Raw genomic sequence first — 17,136 nt, 5'->3', positions numbered from 1 at the left:
CCGGCGGGAAGTGGGTGAACACCCGGGTCCCGTCGATGCCCTCCCACCAGAAGGTGTGGTGCGGGAACGGGTTGGTGGCGTTCCAGGAGATCTTCTGGGTGAGGAACCAGCGCGAGCCGGAAAGCTTCACCAACTGCGGCAGCGCCGCGGAGTAGCCGAAGGAGTCCGGGAGCCACACCTCCTCGGTCTCGATCCCGAACTCCTCCAGGAAGAACCGCTTGCCGTGCACGAACTGCCGGGCCAACGCCTCCGACCCGGGCATGTTGGTGTCCGACTCCACCCACATGCCACCCACCGGAACGAACTGCCCCGCCGCGACCTTCTCCCGGACCCGGGCGTACACCTCGGGCCGGTGCTCCTTGATCCAGGCGAGTTGCTGCGCCTGGGACATCGCGAAGACGAACTCCGGGTGGTCGTCCATCAGCGCGGTGACGTTGGACGCGGTGCGGGCCACCTTGCGGACCGTCTCCCGCAGCGGCCACAGCCACGCCGAGTCGATGTGCGCGTGACCCACCGCGGACACCCGGTGCGCCGACGCGTGCGCCGGGGCGGCGAGCACCTCGGCGAGCTGCTCCCTGGCCCGGGCCGCGCTGCCCGCGACGTCGTCGAGGTCCAGCGCGTCCAGGCAGCGTTCCACCGCGCGCAGGATCTCCCACCGGCGGGGGGTCTCCACCGGCAGCTCGTGCATGAGCTGGCCGAGCACCTCGAGGTCCTGCACGAGATCCCAGCAGGTCGCGTCGAAGACCGCCAGGTCGCAGCGGGTCAGCCGGTACAGCGGTGCCGTGGGGGCGGTGCCGGTGTCGCCGAACGGGGTCACCGGTCCGGCGATCAGCGGGTTGGCGGCCGCCTCCACGTACAGCGTCACCTCCTCCTCGCCGGTGGCGGAGTCAGCGATCCGCACCCACTGGTTGCGCGGGTGCAGCCCCTTGACCGCGGTTCCGTCCGGCCGGTAGACGAGCCCCTCGGCGGAGAACCCCGGCTGGGTGGTGCCGAAGCCCAGATCGACCACCGCCTCCACCGCCCGTCCGACCCACCGCTTCGGCACCGCGCCGGTCAGCTTGAACCAGCTCGTCCCCCACGGCGGCCCCCAGGCCTCACCCACCGCCACCGGGGCGTAGGCGGCGCCGAGCCCCTCGGCGACCGGCACCGGTTCGCCGGGCGCGTGCCAGACCTCGGCGGTCAGCGGGACCCGGTCGGCGTGGACCGCGGGACGGATGCGTTCCCGCAGGACCCGGTCGAGGCGCTGCTCCACCTGGAGTCGGTCGTCGTGCACGTCGGATACCTCCGCAAAGGGCGTCGGGAACGTCGAGTCGGAGCGGCTGGTGGTGGGTGCGGCGGGCGCGCCACCCGGGCGGACCACCGGGGGACCTCACCCCTTGAGCGCGCCACCCAGCGCGAAGCCCCCGCCCAGCCTGCGGGACATCAGCGCGTAGAGGACGACGACCGGGGTCGAGTACAGGATGGAGAACGCGGCCAGTTGCCCGTACTGTACGGTGCCCTGCGCCCCGAAAAAGGTGAAGATGCTCACCGACGCGGGGAGCTGGTCGGGTGAGAGAAGCAGCATGAAGGGCACGAAGAAGTTCCCCCACATGGCGATGAAGGTGTAGATCGTCACCACCGTCACCCCCGGCCACATCAGCGGCAGCACCACCCGGTAGAGGGTCTGCATCGCGGACGCGCCGTCCGTCCGGGCGGCCTCCTCCAGCACCGTGGGGACCGAGTCCATGAAGTTCTTCATCAGCCAGATCGCGAACGGCAGGGCGGAGGCGGCCAGGAAGTAGACCGTCCCGTACATGGTGTCGATCAGGTCCACCTGGACGAACATGCCGTAGACCGGCACCATCACCGCGGTGATCGGCAGTCCCGTGGAGAACAGGACGGTGAGCAGGAACGGACGCCTCAGCCGGGAGCGGTAACGGGAGAGCGGGTACGCCGCGAGTACCGCGCAGACCACGCACAACGTGGTGGCCCCGCCGCACAGCACCAGGCTGTTGAGCATCGGCCGGTACGTGGTCTCGGTGTTCAGCACCGCGTCGAAGTTGTCCAGGGTGAACGGGTCCGGTGCGCTCGCCCGCAGGTCCGCGGTGCCGTTCACCGAGGCCAGCAGCAGCCACAGGAACGGCAGCACGAAGCACGCCGCGACCAGCAGCAGCGCGGCGTGCACCGCGAGCCCCTCGGCGCGGCGCCGGTTCCTGCCCGTGCGGGCGCCGCGCGGGATCGTCCTCGTCGGGGCCACCGTTCACACCTCCGTACGCAGCAGTCGCAGGTACACCAGTGAGAACAACGCCCCCACCAGCAGCAACATCAGGGCGACCGCGGTGCCGTAGCCGATGAGGCTGTTCTTGAACGCCTGCTCGTACATGTACAGCGGCAGGGTCTGGCTCTTGTTGCCCGGTCCGCCCCTGGTCATGGCGTAGATCAGGCCGAAGACCGAGAGGGTCTGCAACGTGTTGAGCATGAGGTTGGTGCCGATCGACCGGCGGATCAGCGGGAGCGTGACGTACCACAGCTTCTTCCACCGGCCCGCGCCGTCCACCTCGGCGGCTTCCTTCAACTCCTGCGGCACGTCGTTGAGCGCCGCCGAGTAGATCAGCATGGAGAACGCCGTGCCCCGCCAGACGTTCGCCACCGACACGGCCAGGATGGGCAGGGTGTACAGCCAGTTCTGCTCGGGCAGGCCGAGGGCGTCCAGGATCGAGTTGAGCTCCCCCTCCCGGCGGAAGAACGCGTACAGCAGGTAGGCGGCCACGATCTCCGGCAGCACCCAGGCGGCGATCACGATGGTGCCGGTGACCCCGCGCACCGTCCGGGACGCCTTGCGCATCAGCCCGGCCAGGGCCAAACCCAGGGTGTTCTGGCCGACGATCGAGGAAAGGACGGTGAAGACCAGGGTGAGCCACACCGCGTTGCGGAAGTTGTCGTCGCCCAGCGCCCTGGTGAAGTTGTCGAACCCGACGAACGTGGTCTCCGCGGAACCGGTGAGCCGCATGTCGGTGAACGCGTAGTACACGCAGTAGCCGATCGGCCCGGCCATGAACACCACCAGCAGCACCACGGCCGGGACCAGGGGCAGCCCCCGCAGCAGCGTCCGGCGGGCCCGGAACCCGCGGCCGGGCCCACCGGTGGCCAAGGGGCCACTGGTGGACCCGCGCGCGCCGGACGTCGTCGTCAACGCCCCCATCGGCGTCAACCGCCGGTGACCGCGCCGTCGGTGACGCTCTTCACCGTCTCGTCATAGGTCCGCTGCGCCTTCGCGGGGTCGGCCTGGCCGGTGGTCACCGCCTCCATGGCCTCCTGGATCGCGGTGGAGACCTGCGGGTAGGCGGGCAGCGCCGGACGGTACTTGGTGTACTTCACCAGGCCGGTGAAGAACTCCACCCCCGGCATGGACTTCAGGTACGCCGGGTCGCTCGCCACGTCCTGGCGGACGGCGATGTTGGCGCTGCGGATGTTGTAGTCCACCGCGTTCTTCTGGGTCTGGAGGGACTTGATGAACTCGAAGGCGAGGTCGGCGTTGTTGGACTTGGCGGGGATGGCCCAGGTCCAGCCGCCGGACATGCTCACCTTGCCGGGGGCCTGCCCCTCCTGCGTCGGCATGGCGGCCTGCCCCAGCACCTGTGACCACTGCGGCCAGGGCTTGGCACCGGTCTTGATCCACTTGTTGCCCATCCAGGACCCGTCCAGGTCGATGGCGAGCTTGTCCTCGGGCAGCCACTGGGTGGCCACGCTGGTCTCGACGTTCGGGTCCAGCGCCTGCTCCCGCGGCGGGCCGAGCTCCTCCTCGAAGACGGTGTCCAGGAACTCGAGCGAGTCCAGGAAGCCCTGGCTGCCGACGACCCACTTGTCCCGCTCGTCGTCGTAGAGCCCGGTCCCGTCGCCCGTGCCGTACAGCAGCATCTCGAACCCCTGCATGGACGCCGCCTCGCCGGGGCCCTTGCCGGTGTAGACGTGCATGGGGATGACGCCGGGCAGCTTCTTCTTCACGGTCCTGGCGGCGTCCAGCACCTCGTCCCAGTTCTTCGGCTCCCAGGGCACCGGCAGCCCCGCCTTCTCGAAGAGCCGCTTGTTGTACCACAGGCCGCGGGTGTCTGTACCGTCCGGGACGCCGTACGTCTTGCCGTCCTGCGCCCTGGCGGCGGCCTTCGCGGTGTCCACGAACTTCGACCAGTCCGGCCAGTCCCCCAGGTAGTCGTCCAGCGGCGTCAGGTACCCGCTCTCGATGTCCGAGTTGATCAGGAACGTGTCCTCGTAGACCAGGTCCGGGGCGGTCCGCGGCGAACGTAGCATGAGCTGGACCTTGGAGTAGTAGTCGCCCTGCGGGGCGGTGATCGGGGTGAGCTTGACCTTCTTCCCGGGGTTGGCCTCCTCGAACTCGGCCTTGACGTTCTGGAGGTACTCGTCCATGAAGCGGTTGTTGTTGTCCGTGCTGCGGTTGTAGACCACCTCGACGGTGTCGCTCGAGCCCCCGCCGTCCGACCCGCCCCCGCACGCGGCGAGCGACAGGGCCAGCGCGGCGCCCAGCGTCCCGGCGACCAGCGGTCTGTGCCGCGGTCGCCCGGCGGCGCCCCGCGGGCTCGCGGTCCGTGCTGCCGGGCGTGACGAGGAGGCGGAACGTACGGGCCGTGCGGGACGTGCCGGCGTTGCGTTCATGGCGGCTCCTTCTGGCCGAAGGCGGGCATGCGGGTGGGACCCTCGGACGGACGGTGTGGTGCCGGAACGTAAAACTGCCCTTGCGCTGTGGCGTTCAACCACGTGGCGTCTGTACGTGATCGGTGGGGGTTGTGACGAAACTGTGCTCGGTGCCGTTGCTCTGACACGGCATTTCATGGAATGGGGAGGGAAATTCGGAAGGGAGACCGGGCCCCCGGAACGGCCACGAACTCGTTGCTCGTTTGTGTTCAGTTCCCGTGTGACGCGTCGTCCGGCCGTTCCCCGACGCTGACCAGTCCGGTCTCATAAGCCGTGATCACGGCCTGGACCCGGTCGCGGAGCTGGAGCTTGGCGAGGATGCGGGCGACATGGGTCTTGACGGTCGCCTCGGACAGGTGCAGGCGGCCGGCGAGTTCGGCGTTGCTCATACCCCGGGCCAGCAGGCCGAGGACCTCCAGTTCGCGCGGCGTCAGGGAGGCGAGGTCGCGGTGGACCGCCGCGCTCCCGCGGTCCCGGTGCGCGAACCGCTCCACGAGGCGGCGGGTGATCGACGGCGCGAGGAGCGCGTCACCACGGCGGACCGTGCGGACCGCGGCGACCAGGTGCTCGGGGGTGACGTCCTTCAGGAGGAAGCCGCTGGCCCCCGCGGTCAGCGCGGCGTAGACGTAGCGGTCGAGGTCGAAGGTGGTCAGGATGATCACGCGTGGCTCGTCCGGGGCGCCGGTCAGGACGCGCCGGGTCGCCTCGAGCCCGTCGAGCTCCGGCATCCGCACGTCCATCAGGACCACGTCCGGTCGGGTGCGCCGCACCGCCTCGACGGCCTCGGCACCGTTCGTGGCCTCGGCGACCACGTCGATCCCGTCGGCCGTCAGGATCATCCGGAAGCCGGTTCGGACCAGTGTCTGGTCGTCGGCCACCACCACGCGCAGCGACCCGGTCACGGTGCCTCCAGGGGAATCGTCGCCTCCACACGGTAGCCGCCGCTGAGACGCCGTCCGGTGCGCAGGGTCCCACCGTGGACGGCCAGGCGCTCGCGCAGCCCGACCAGCCCGCGCCCGCTGCCGGTGCCCGCGGTCGCGCCCGGCCTGCCCCCGGTGTCGGCGACCTCCACCCGCAGCCGGTCCTGGCCGTACTCGATGGTCACCGTGGCCCTCGCCCCCGACGCGTGCTTCACCGTGTTGGTCAACGCCTCCTGCACCACCCGGTACGCGGTGAGCTCCACCCCGGGCGGCAGGGGACGCGCCGGCCCGACCACGCTCAGGTCAACCGCGACCCCGCTGTCCGGCAGCCGTTTGACCAGCGCCTCCAACTGGCGCAGACCCGGTTGCGGCGTCAGGTCCGCGGTGTCGGCCGGGTCCGAACCGTCGCCGTCCATCGTGAGCAGCCCCATCACCTGGCGGAGTTCGGTCATGGCGGCCCGGCCGCCCGCCTCGACCGCGAGCAACGCCTCACCGGCCTGCCCGGGGTCGGCGGCCATGACCTTGCGGGCCGCGCCCGCCTGGATGACCATCACGCTGACGTTGTGGGTCACCACGTCGTGCAGCTCCCGGGCGATCCTGGCCCGCTCGAGCTCCACCGCCCTGCGCAACGCCTCGGCCTGCTCGCGCTCCAGCGCGGTGAGCCGGGTCCGGCTCTCGTCGGCCCACAGCTTCCAGGCGCGGAGCCCGTGGGCGACCAGGGCCATGGTGACCAGGATGAGTATCGGGACGTACCGGACGTACTGGTAGGGGACGGTGGCCGCTTCCGCGCCCGTGCTCACGACCAGCAGCGACACCGGCAGCGTCGCCAGGGTCGGCACCCGGTAGGGGCTGTAGGCCGCGGCGCTGAAGACAGCGATGACCAGGGCGTAGAACGTCAGCCTCACCATGTCGTGCGGGGTCAGCACCGCGGTGACCATCACCGTCCACAGCACGGAGAGCGGGAAGCGACGGCGCAGGGCCAGGGACAACGAGGCGACCACCGCCAGCGCCACGAGACCGGCGACCCCGCCCGGCCCGGCCGGCTTCCCCACCTGCACCAAGATCGGGTACACCTGGCCCCCGACCGGGTACACGAACCTGCCCCTGTCCGCCTGGTCCACCGGCACCTTGCCGTCCCCCGCGATCCGCACCTGGCCGTCCGCCGCGTCCAGGGCGTAACCGGTGGCGCCGACGCACAGCAGCAGCGCGAGCGCCACGTCGAACACCTGGCCGCGCAACGCGGGCCTGGGACGCGGACCCGTCGGCCGCGTCACCAGGCGGACCGCCGCGCCCAGCCGGTCCCTCACCGAACCCACGTTGATCACCGGCTCATTCTCGCCGCCGCCCCGACGCCGCGGCATCCGTCCGACGACCGTCCCGGACCGGCGGGATACACCAGCCGCCTACATCGCAGGGATGACCTCCCGCGGCCTCACCCCGGCGCGGTACCCGAAATGCCTCCGGCGGCCGACGTGGCCGAACCCGCGGCGCACCTAGCGTCCCCAACGCCACACCGACCGAAGGAGCCGTTGATGCCCACGCCCGTGATCGAGCTGCAACAGGTGACCCGCAGGTACGACGACGGGCCGCCCGCGCTGCGCGACGCGTCGCTGACCGTCCTGCCCGGCGAGGCCGTCGCGATCCTCGGCCCGTCCGGCAGCGGCAAGTCCACCCTGCTCAACCTCGTCGCGGGCCTGGACCGCCCCGACACCGGAACCGTCACCGTGGACGGCGTGCGCGTCGACGACATGGGCGAGGCGGCGTCCGCGCGGCTGCGGCGGGCCAAGATCGGCATGGTCTTCCAGTTCTTCAACCTGCTCGACGACCTGACCGTCACCGACAACGTCCTGCTCCCCGCCCAACTCGCCGGCACCCCCCGCGCCGAGGCGCACCGCCACGCCGCGGAACTCCTCCAGGCCCTCGGGATCGACCGGCACGCCCACACCTACCCGGGCCGGCTTTCCGGCGGGGAACGCCAACGCGTCGCCATCGCCCGGGCCCTGATGAACCGCCCGCCGCTGCTCCTGGCCGACGAGCCGACGGGGGCCCTGGACACGGCCTCCGGCCAGGACGTCAGCCGGCTCCTGGCCGACCTCAACGCCGACGGCCAGACGCTCGTCGTGGTCACCCACGACGTCGGCCTGGCCGAGTCCTGCACCCACCGCACCGTCCGGCTGACGGACGGCCGGATCACCGCCGACACCGCCTCCCGCGACACCGCCTCCCGCGACATCGCCTCGCACGGCACCGCTTCGGCCGACATCGTTTCGGAGCAGGCCCGATGAGCGCCCTCGGCCGCGTCGTGCGTTCCGGCGTGGGACGCCGCCGGGTGTCCACCCTGGTGATCCTCCTCGCCACGATGATGGCGGTGGCCGCGTCCGTCCTCGGCGGTTCCCTGCTGGTGGCCTCGAGCGCGCCGTTCGACGACGCCTTCGCCGACCAGCACGGCGCGCACCTGTCCGTGGAGTTCGACGCGGACCGCACCACCGCGGCGCGGCTGGAGGCCAGTGCCGACACCGCCGGGGTCGCCGCGGCCTCCGGCCCGTTCCGCACCGTGTCGGCGGCGTCGGAGTTCGGGCCGCTGCTCGCCGTCGTCGGCCGCGCCGAACCCGAGGGAGCGGTTGACGACGTCACGTTGACCTCGGGGCGGTGGGCCACGGGGCCCGGCGAGATCGTCATGTCCGCCGACCTCGGGATGCGGCCGGTGGGCGAACAACTGGAGTTCCCCGACCTTCCCGGCGCCCCGGCCCTCACCATCGTCGGCACCGCCCGCTCGGTCACCGGCACCGCCGACGCCTGGGTGGCGCCCTCGCAGGTCGCCGCCCTCACCCCGCCCGGCACGGCCGGCGGGTACCAGATGCTCTACCGCTTCACGGAGGCGGACACCGCCGCCCAGATCACCGAGGGCCGCGCGGCGGTGACGGCGGGCGTCCCCGAGGGGGCGGTGACCGGGGCGAGGTCCTGGTTGACCGCGAAGAAGGAGGCGGAGCGCGACACCGCCCTGTACGTCCCCTTCCTCGTCGCCTTTGGACTCCTGGGCCTGGCCATGTCGGCACTCATCGTCGGCAACGTGGTCTCCGGCACCGTCAGTTCGGGTCTGCGTCGGATTGGCGTGTTGAAGGCCGTCGGCTTCACCCCGGCCCAGGTGGTGCGGGCCCATGTGGCCCAGGCCCTCGTCCCCTCGGCCGTCGGCGCAGCGTTCGGCCTGGTCGTGGGGCACCTGCTCGCCGTGCCCCTGCTGTCCGACACCGAGACGGCCTACCGCACGTCCGCCCTGGCCGTCGAGCCGTGGGTGGACGTGGCCGTGGTCGCCGGGGTGCTCGGCGTGGTGGCCGCGACCGCCTGGGCCAGCGCCTGGCGGGGCGGACGGCTGCGCACCGTGGACGCGATCGCCGTCGGGCGCACCGGGCCCACCGGCCGCGGCAGACGGGCCGTCCGGCTGGCCGGGCGGCTCCCGCTGCCCCGGCCGGTCGCCCTCGGCCTGGCCCGCCCCTTCGCGCGGCCCGCCCGGACGTTGGGCGTCGGCGCGGCGGTCGTGTTCGGCGCCGCCGCCGTCACCTTCACCCTGGGCCTGGGCTCGTCGGTGGACGAGGTGATCGCCGCCAAGGAACACAGCACCGCCGACGTCGTCGTGGAGTTCACCCCGCCGGAGCACTCCGCCGCAGGGCCCGCCCCAGCGCCCGCCGAGGGCCCGCCCGAGGAACCGCAGACAGGGCTGCCCGAGTTGCCCGACCCAGCCAGGGTCACCGCGGTGCTCGACGCCCAGCCCGGGACCCGCGCGCACTACGGGATCGCCGCCACCGAGGCCTCGGTCAGCGGGGTGTCCGGAGCCGTCACCGTCCGTGCGTTCCGCGGCGACGCGTCCTTCGGCGACTACCAGATGATCTCCGGCCGCTGGATCGAGGGACCGGGCGAAGCCGTGGTGCCGCCCCCGTTCCTGGCCGCGACCGGGACGCAGGTCGGCGACACCGTCACGGTCAACGGCCGAGGCGGCGCGGCCCGGGTCCGGATCGTGGGCGAGGTTTTCGACACCCGGGACGACGGCATGGCGCTGTTCGTGGACGCCAGGACCCTCACCACCACGGAACCGGACCTCAGGCCCGACCGCCACGAGGTCGCGGTCACCGCCGGCACCGACGTGGCCCGCTACGTCGACGCGCTCAACACCGAACTGGAGCCCCTGGGGCTCACCGCCCGGCCCGGCGGGTCCGAGCCCGGCGCCGGCAGCGACTCGTCCGCCGCCCTCAAGGCCCTGGCCGCACTGCTCACGTTGACCCTGGTGGCGGTCGCCGCCCTGGGGGTGCTCAACGGCGTCCTGCTCGACACCCGCGAACGCGTCCGGGAACTGGGCGTGCACCGGGCGCTGGGCATGACCCCCCGACAGGTCGTCGCGATGGTCGTCACCTCGGTCGTCCTGACCGGCCTCGCCGGTGGGGCGCTGGGCGTCCCGCTGGGTGTGGCCCTGCACCACGAGGTCATCCCCGCCATGGGCGACAGCGCCGGCTACCACCTGCCCGACTCCGTGATCACGGTCTACGGCGCCGGGGAACTGGCCCTGCTGGCGCTCGGCGGCGTGCTCATCGCCGTCCTCGGGGCACTGCTGCCCGCGGGCTGGGCCGCCAGGACCCGCACCGCCACCGCCCTGCGCACCGAGTAGCACCCGCCATGGCCGGAAACCCACAGCTCCTGGCCCCGTCCCCACCGCACCGGGGCCGGGGACGGGGCCGCTCGCACGGCCGGCCCGGAACCACGGGACGGGGACGCCGGCCGCGTACTCACCGGGGCCGAGGTGCGGAACCCGCTCGTGCGGTGGCACCGAGCAGGCGGAGCAGGCTGGTGCGGAGGACGTCCGGTGCGGCCGTGGCGGACAGCCGGCCGGCGTCCTGCTCCTCGCTCACGGCATGGCCGAGCCTGATGGTCGCCGCGACCAGCCAGTCGACGGGGAGCCGGTCGTCGAACTCCCCGGTCCGTCGGCCGCGTTGGATGACGCGCCTGATCCGGTCGGCGACGGGGGTGTGCCGGTCGTGGTCGGCCTCCGGGCTGACGGGATGCGCGCTGATGAGTTGCAGCAGGACGGGGTAGCGCCCGGTCACCTGCGCGCCGGCGTCGAGCATCCGCAGCAGGGCGTCCGCGGCGGGGCCGGTGTCGGGGTCGGCGGCGTCCATGGCGGCGATGGCCTCGTCGGTGATCCGGTCGACGACGGCCAGCAGCAACTGCTCCCGCGAGGGGAAGTGGGCGTAGACGGTGGGGCGCGTCACGCCCGCGGCGCCGGCGATCGTCTCCAGGCTGGCGTCGGGTTCGGCGTTGAGGACCCGGGTCGCGGCCTCCAGGATGGCCGCCCTGCTGCGGCGGGCGTCGGCACGGCGGTTGCGGGCTGAGGAAAAAGTCATCTCTTACATCTTGTCAAAGTTATTGGAGGATGCATACCTTACACCGTGTAAAAGATCACGAGCCCCGGACGGGAGAGACATGGGCCCACTCGGCAACGCCGACCCCAGGCAGTTCATCGCCGACTTCTTCACCTCCTTCACCGAGGACCTGCTGCGGACGGACGAGGACGCGGCGCTGATCGTCGACCGCTACCACACCCCGGACATCGTCGAGATCGCCGACGGGCACCGGATCGACCGCGGCAAGCTCATCGCGCACACCCGCCCGGTCCGCAAGAACCGGCCCACCATCCGCATGGAGGTGCACGAGGCCGTCGCCGACGGTGACCGGCTCGCCGCCCGCTACACCCTGCACTCCTCGCAGCGCGGCAAGGACCTCGCCATCGAGGTCTACTTCTTCGGCCGGTTCGCCCCTGATGGGCGGATGCGCCAGGCGCACATGGCCACCCGCGCCGTTCCCGCGGAGGGCGGCGGCGGGCAGGAAGCGGCGACGCCGTGACCGCGAGCACGTAACCGGCGTCCGGCTCGGTGCCCCTGCTGATCACGTTCATGACGTGGTGAAACTGTGTCGATCACCACACTACAGTGACATGGCATTTCTGTGAGTTGGGGAGGAAATCTGGAGGTTGCGTGGTCTAGACGTGTACTCGCTGTGACCGGTTGGATACCACCTTGGTGATCACCCGACCCCCGGGTGACGTACGGGAGTTGGGGTGGTGTCTGGTGGGTGTCCGTGGGCGCGTCGGTCGTTGGCGTGCGGGTGGGGCGGCGTTGGTGGGTGTGGTGACGGTGGTGGGGTTGTTGGCCCCCGCGCCGTTGGCTGTCGCCCAGCCTGCGGCTGGAGGTCCGTCCGCGACCGCGCGAATGTCGCCGTCGGAGCGGGCGGGGTCCACCGGGTCGCCCATCGACCCCACCGCGCCCAAGCCGCCGGTGATCACCTCCAACGGCCCCTACACCGAATGCGCCGCTGACGCGTGCGTCGGCAACGGCGGCCCCGGTATCGCCGGCACCTTCACCCTCGCCCCCAACCCCGCCGACACCGACACCGACATCACCGGTTACCGCTGGCGGCTGCTGACCTCCACCACCTCCACCATCGTCAACAGCACCACCAGCACCCAGATCAGCGTGACGCCACCACTGGCCGGTCTGCAGATCCTGTCCGTCGAGGCCCGCGACGCCCACGACAGATGGGGTCCCCCACAGGAGTTCTCCTTCGCGGTGGCATCCCCGAGCGGACCGGTGGGCCGCTGGCACTTCGACGACGGCACCCAGGGGTCCGCCGTCACCACCGCCGTGGACTCCGCCACCGAGGGGGTCCGGCACGACGCCACGCTCCACACCACCGGCGCCGACTGGTCACCGATGGCCAGGCGCGGCGGGCTGGACCAGTCCCTGTGGCTGAACGACACCACCGACACCACCCGCCAGGGCGGCTACGCGGCCACCGCCGCCCCCGCGGTCAACACCCAGGAGTCCTTCACCGTCTCCACCTGGGCCTACCTGACCGACGCCACCACCAACCACGTCGTGTTGGCCGCGCCGGGAACACACACCTCGGCGTTCGCCCTCTACTACTCCGCCACCGCGAGGAAGTGGGTGTTCAACCGCACCGACCGCGACAGCGACCAACCCGCCTACATCCGCTCGTCCTCCGACGCCCAGGAGCCACCCCTGAAGGTGTGGACCCACCTCGCCGGGGTGTTCGACACCAAGGGCGACACCGACAGGACCAACGACACCATCCAGCTCTTCGTCAACGGCCGCCCCCAGGGCCAACCCGTCGTGGCCGCGCAGGCCGCCGCGACCTACGAGCCCTGGCAGAGCACCGAAGGGTTGCAGTTCGGCCGCCACAAGTCCCAGGGCATCTACGACCAGTACTTCCGCGGTCGGATCGACGAGGTCCAACTCTGGCAACAGGCACTGGCCGAAGCGGATCTCAGGCAGGACGCCCGTCTGCTGGACGCCGACGGCCAGCCCGGGGTGGAACTCGTCGCCTCCTGGGACGCCACCTCCGCCACCGGCACCCAGATCCCCCAGAGCTCACCGTACCCAGCCGGCCCGATGATCCTCTCCGGCGGCGCCGTCCTGGACGAGGCGGCCAACGAACTCGTTCTCAACGGCACCACCGCCTACGCGCACACCACGGGCCCCGTCATCGACGAAACCGGTTCCTTCACGGTCACCGCCAAGGTACGCCTGAACTCACAGCAGCTCGCCGACAAACCCATCGGCTACACCGCGCAGATCGTGGGCCAGCAGTCCGGCCAGGACGCCTCCTGGGCACTGTGGTTCGAAAAGACCTTCGCGGACGGGGGGATCTGGCGGTTCGTCCGCCACGACACCGACAGCACGGGCGCGGTGATCGCAACTGCGACGGCCTCGTCCCAGGAACTCGCTGAACTCGACACCTGGGTGCAGCTCACCGGCGTGTTCGACGCCTCGGAGGAGTGGTCGGACGCCGGTGCCCCCCGTTACGGTGCGTTGCACCTGATGGTCGGGCGGTTCCACCAGGGAATGGGAGAGGACGCCGGTTTCGCGGCGGAAGAACAGGGCTCCGGTGAACTCGCCATCGGACGTGGAAGTAACGGCGGCACACCGGGGCGGTACCTTCCCGGCACCTTGGCGGAAGTACGCGTGTGGGTCGGTGGGATGACACCGAACCAGGTCAGCACCCATGTGCTGGCTGATGGATAGGTGGCCGGTGTGCCCAGTAGCCGGTGTTCCCGTTCGCCGACGGTGACTCCTTCGGCACAGACGTGGAGGGGACAGCGGGGAACCCACAGCGAGTTCGTCAGCGGGGTGCACCAGGGCCGGGCGCGGTGGCTGCGACGCGGCGATCGTGGCCATGCCGCTCGTCCCGGCCCTGCTGTCGCCGGTCACGATCCAGGCCGTCGCCGAACCGCTGGGGAAGCCCGAGCTCCCCGCGTACCGGGCGGACAAGGTGGTGCCGCTGTCACCGGAGGCCGATCGTGAGATCGCCGAGCTGGTGCGCCGGACCGGGCGGCCGACGAGATCGCGGCGGAGCGGGCCCGCAGGGACCAGCAGTCAGCAAGTCTGAGTCGCATCACCGCCGAGGCCAAGCAGGGCGGGGGCGACTACCGCGCCACCCCGCTGTCCGCGTCGTCCACCTGGGCGGCCGGTGAACGAGCCCGACTCACCTCTCCGGGACGGGGCCGCCTGACCCCGTCCCACCGGCCGCCGACCCGTGGGTGAACAGTCGGCGTACGGCGGGCGAAACCCGGCGGGAGGTGCTGGTGGGCGGGGGGCGGCTCTGCTGGGGTGCGGGTATGGGATCCGTCTTGACGTCGCAGGTGGCCCGCAGGGCGCTGCGGCCGATCATCAGTGAGCTTGACCGCCGGATCGAGCGGGGCGTCCGCCGGGGGAGTGCCGGTGAGGCCCGGGAGCTGCGGGCGCGGGTGGACGCGCTGTCCGCCGAGTTGGCCGAGGCCCGCCGGGAGCTCGACGAGGCCAGGGTGCCGCGGTACGCGCTGGAGTTGCTGCTCGGCAAGGAGGGGGGCCGGCCGGCGTCCCGGCTGCCCACCAAGGGCCTGATCGACACCCTGTCGGGGGAGGTGGCCGCGACCACCGGGGCGAAGGACGCCCGGGCGCAGGTGGTCGCGGCGTACCGCACCCTGGTGGAGGTGGAGATGCGCGGGGTCGGCCGGATGGCCGGGGGGACCGCCAACATCCTGGGGAAGCTCACCGCCACCCCGCTGCTGGGGCCGCCCAACGCGGAGGTGCTGGAGATCGGGACGCTGTTCGGGCTGTTCTCCGGGGCGCTGGCCCGGCAGCTCTCCCGGTTCGGGCTCACCTGCTCGTTGACGATCGTGGACCCGCTGGCGGACGTGCAGCTCCAGCCGGGCACCCGCAACGGCAGGGACCCGTCCGGTTCACCGGTCAGCGAGCAGGTGCTGCGGGCCAACCTGGCGCTGGCCGGGGTGGACCCGGAGCGGGTGCGGGTGCGCCCGGGGTTCTCCGGCGACCCGGAGGTCCGCGACGCCGTCTCCGACCGGTCCTACGGCGTGGTGGTCGTGGACGGGGACCACTCCGCGGAGGGCGTGGCGGACGACCTGGCCTGGGTGGAGGAGATCGTGGCGCCGGGCGGGATCGTGGTGGTGGACGACTACGGGGACCGCAACTGGCCGGGGGTGAAGGAGGCCGCGGACCGGCACCTGGCCGACAGCGACCTGCTCGAGCTGGTGGGGGTCTGCTCGACCAGCGCGTTCCTGCGGGCCCGGGGGGCGTGAGGGCCACGGCGAACGGAGCGGGGGCCCCGGGCCCCGGCGCCTGAAGGGCCACGGCCCGCCCCCTCGGGCACGGGCCACGCCCAGAAAGCCGCCCGGCCCAGAAAGCCCACGGCCCAGCAGCCCCCGGTCCCGACGCCCGGGGGCACGGCCCAGCAGCCCCCGCCCAGGCGCCCCCCAACCCAGCCGGCCCACGCACCCGTGGGCCGGCGGCACCAGGAACCGCTAGTTCCGCCGGAGCAGGCGGGAGGCGCCCGCCGCCACCGTGGTGGCCAGGACCCAGCCCGCGAGCACCATCGCGGTGGCCGCCCACTGCTGGAGGCCGGAGGTCCGCCAGGCGTTGTCCTGGCCCAGGTCGATCACGGGTAACAGCAGGTCCAGGGCGTACAGCAGGGGCTGCCAGGTGGGGCCCTCGCCGTCCTTCAGCGGCTCGGGCGGGTTCCGGGTGAAGTACACCGAGCCGATCGCCCACAGCACCGCCATCCACACCGCGGCCCGGCCGGGGCGGTAGCCGTAGGCGACGGTGAGGTCCTGGGCGTACCCCCACATGCGGGTGGCCAGGGGGAGGGTCTCCCGGCGGCGGCGCTGCTTGGCCAGCAGCACCTCGCGGGCCTCCTCGTCCATGCCGTCGGCCCGCAGCGCCGCCGCGAGCTGCTCGTACGGCTCGGGGCTGTACTCGGGGGTGGCGTTGGCCAGCCACTCCAGGCGGGCCCGCAGCGGGAACGGGCCGGTGGGGCGGAGCGAGACGTAGCTGAAGTCGGATATGTCGATCATGCCGGCCCCGGGCCAGCAGGCGGCCTCGGTGGCCAGGTTGCCCACCCTGGCGCTGGACAGCACGATCCGCCCGGTGGGCGGGGCCTGCGGGGTGAACCGCAGCTCCGGGGTCTGGATCCGGCGCAGGGAGAGCTGTTGGCCGGCGGTGAGCCGGAAGCGGGCGCGGTTGATCACCAGCGCGTTGCCGAACCGGCCGTCGTCGAGCCGGATCCCGCCGTCGCAGGTGAAGTTCCGGGTGCGGACCCCGCGCGGCGGGGTGCCGGTGCCGCTGAGGGTGTCGCTCTCCCACCCCGAGCTGAGGTAGAGGGTGTGCTCGATGGCGATCCGCGCGGCGTTGAGGGCCTGGCGTCCGGTGGGGTTCCGCAGCGAGCTGCCCCGCAGGCTGAGCCGCCCGCCGATCCGGGCGCTGCGCAGGCTGATCTCCCCGACGGCCCTGATCAGCTCGGCCTCGACGTCCTGGGTGACGGTGAGGCCGTCCGCGGAGATGGCCCGGCCGTGCCGGTCGGAGTGGACCACGAGCTGGTTGAGCAGCAGGTCGGTGCCGATGCTGGCGTCGGTGATGCGGATGCCCCCGGGCACCGTGCACTGCGGCAGGTGCAGGTCGCCCTGGGTGGACATGCGCGCGGCCTCGATCCGGGGGATGGCGCAACGGACCATCCGCAGCGTGGTGAAGCTGCACTCGGGCATCAGGAGCTGCTCCTCGAACTGGCAGTCGTGCAGCTCCACGTAGGGGGAGACGGTGCCGCCCGCGAGGCTGAGCGAACCGGAGATCCGGGCGCCGGACAGCTTCAGGGCGCAGACCGTTCCCGGGACCGGCTGGGGGCCGTCGAGGAGCAGCCGGGCCACCGCGCTTGCCCGCACGGTCCGCTCGGGACCCCAGACGCGGCTGGTGTTCGGGTTGTCCAGTTCGGGGACACCGGTGCGCAGGTCGCAGACGTCGCCGTGGCGGAACGCCTGCCACAACCGGCCCTCAGTGGCGGTGAAGTCGCTCGGCGGCTCGGTCATGGACGACGCCTCCCTCCTGGCCGGCCCCCGACGGTGGCTGGAGCGGTGTCTGCGCCCGCGAGAGTACCGGCACGGCACCGCCCGTGGGGCGGTTTCCCTGGTTCTGCCGGG

The 17,136-nt window shown here is 72.2% G+C and carries 14 protein-coding genes; 6 read left to right on the top strand and 8 right to left on the bottom strand.

Translation table 11 applies throughout. The annotated features are described in order from the left end of the window. From A3IG_RS0106760 to A3IG_RS0106735, 6 genes are all read right to left on the bottom strand, one after another. Positions 1 to 1,273: glycoside hydrolase family 38 N-terminal domain-containing protein (locus A3IG_RS0106760; protein WP_018382788.1), on the bottom strand; the 1,273-nt coding region annotated here is incomplete at its 3' end. A 96-nt stretch (positions 1,274 to 1,369) separates the two neighbouring features. Beyond that, positions 1,370 to 2,236: a carbohydrate ABC transporter permease gene (locus tag A3IG_RS0106755; protein WP_018382787.1), complete on the bottom strand. Its 867-nt coding sequence runs from the start codon at positions 2,234 to 2,236 to the stop codon at positions 1,370 to 1,372. A 3-nt stretch (positions 2,237 to 2,239) separates the two neighbouring features. After that, a complete protein-coding gene (locus A3IG_RS0106750; protein ID WP_018382786.1) occupies positions 2,240 to 3,130 on the bottom strand; it encodes a carbohydrate ABC transporter permease in 891 nt (296 codons plus the stop codon). Between the two features lie 56 nt (positions 3,131 to 3,186). Next, on the bottom strand, positions 3,187 to 4,650 hold the full coding sequence (locus A3IG_RS0106745) for an ABC transporter substrate-binding protein (RefSeq protein ID WP_018382785.1): 1,464 nt from the start codon (positions 4,648 to 4,650) through the stop codon (positions 3,187 to 3,189). Between the two features lie 248 nt (positions 4,651 to 4,898). Then, the gene (locus A3IG_RS0106740; RefSeq protein WP_018382784.1) at positions 4,899 to 5,591 is read right to left on the bottom strand and encodes a response regulator; all 693 of its coding nucleotides are present in this window, start codon (positions 5,589 to 5,591) and stop codon (positions 4,899 to 4,901) included. Then, positions 5,588 to 6,934, bottom strand: coding sequence for a sensor histidine kinase (locus A3IG_RS0106735; RefSeq protein WP_018382783.1), 1,347 nt, complete (start codon positions 6,932 to 6,934; stop codon positions 5,588 to 5,590). Before A3IG_RS0106735 ends, A3IG_RS0106740 begins: the two co-directional genes overlap by 4 nt. Positions 6,935 to 7,141: 207 nt before the next feature. Between A3IG_RS0106735 and A3IG_RS0106730 the strand changes: the two genes are divergently transcribed. Then, positions 7,142 to 7,894 carry an ABC transporter ATP-binding protein gene (locus tag A3IG_RS0106730; protein ID WP_018382782.1) on the top strand — a complete coding sequence of 251 codons (753 nt, stop codon included), beginning with the start codon at positions 7,142 to 7,144 and terminating at the stop codon, positions 7,892 to 7,894. Then, the gene (locus tag A3IG_RS0106725) at positions 7,891 to 10,266 is read left to right on the top strand and encodes an ABC transporter permease (RefSeq protein WP_018382781.1); all 2,376 of its coding nucleotides are present in this window, start codon (positions 7,891 to 7,893) and stop codon (positions 10,264 to 10,266) included. The genes A3IG_RS0106730 and A3IG_RS0106725 overlap by 4 nt, the downstream gene beginning before the upstream one ends. A 118-nt stretch (positions 10,267 to 10,384) precedes the next feature. Here A3IG_RS0106725 and A3IG_RS0106720 read toward each other — a convergent pair whose 3' ends face one another. Continuing rightward, a complete protein-coding gene (locus A3IG_RS0106720) occupies positions 10,385 to 10,999 on the bottom strand; it encodes a TetR/AcrR family transcriptional regulator (protein WP_018382780.1) in 615 nt (204 codons plus the stop codon). A gap of 79 nt (positions 11,000 to 11,078) precedes the next feature. On the opposite strand from A3IG_RS0106720, the gene A3IG_RS0106715 reads away from it, so the two are divergent. From A3IG_RS0106715 to A3IG_RS0106700, 4 genes are all read left to right on the top strand, one after another. Continuing rightward, positions 11,079 to 11,498 carry a nuclear transport factor 2 family protein gene (locus tag A3IG_RS0106715; RefSeq protein ID WP_018382779.1) on the top strand — a complete coding sequence of 140 codons (420 nt, stop codon included), beginning with the start codon at positions 11,079 to 11,081 and terminating at the stop codon, positions 11,496 to 11,498. A gap of 365 nt (positions 11,499 to 11,863) precedes the next feature. After that, on the top strand, positions 11,864 to 13,696 hold the full coding sequence (locus tag A3IG_RS28790) for a LamG domain-containing protein (protein ID WP_018382778.1): 1,833 nt from the start codon (positions 11,864 to 11,866) through the stop codon (positions 13,694 to 13,696). Positions 13,697 to 13,847: 151 nt separating this feature from the next. Beyond that, the gene (locus A3IG_RS0106705) at positions 13,848 to 14,060 is read left to right on the top strand and encodes a hypothetical protein (protein ID WP_058032786.1); all 213 of its coding nucleotides are present in this window, start codon (positions 13,848 to 13,850) and stop codon (positions 14,058 to 14,060) included. Between the two features lie 229 nt (positions 14,061 to 14,289). Then, complete coding sequence (locus A3IG_RS0106700; RefSeq protein WP_018382776.1) at positions 14,290 to 15,249, top strand: class I SAM-dependent methyltransferase; 960 nt, start codon at positions 14,290 to 14,292, stop codon at positions 15,247 to 15,249. A gap of 222 nt (positions 15,250 to 15,471) precedes the next feature. Here A3IG_RS0106700 and A3IG_RS0106695 read toward each other — a convergent pair whose 3' ends face one another. Further along, complete coding sequence (locus A3IG_RS0106695; RefSeq protein WP_018382775.1) at positions 15,472 to 17,025, bottom strand: hypothetical protein; 1,554 nt, start codon at positions 17,023 to 17,025, stop codon at positions 15,472 to 15,474. Positions 17,026 to 17,136: the final 111 nt, after the last annotated feature.

This window comes from Wenjunlia vitaminophila DSM 41686 (genome assembly GCF_000380165.1).
In the GTDB taxonomy this organism is placed as follows: Bacteria; Actinomycetota; Actinomycetes; order Streptomycetales; family Streptomycetaceae; genus Wenjunlia; species Wenjunlia vitaminophila.
Note: the sequence above shows the minus strand (reverse complement) of the source record. Positions and strands in the feature narration are given on the sequence as shown.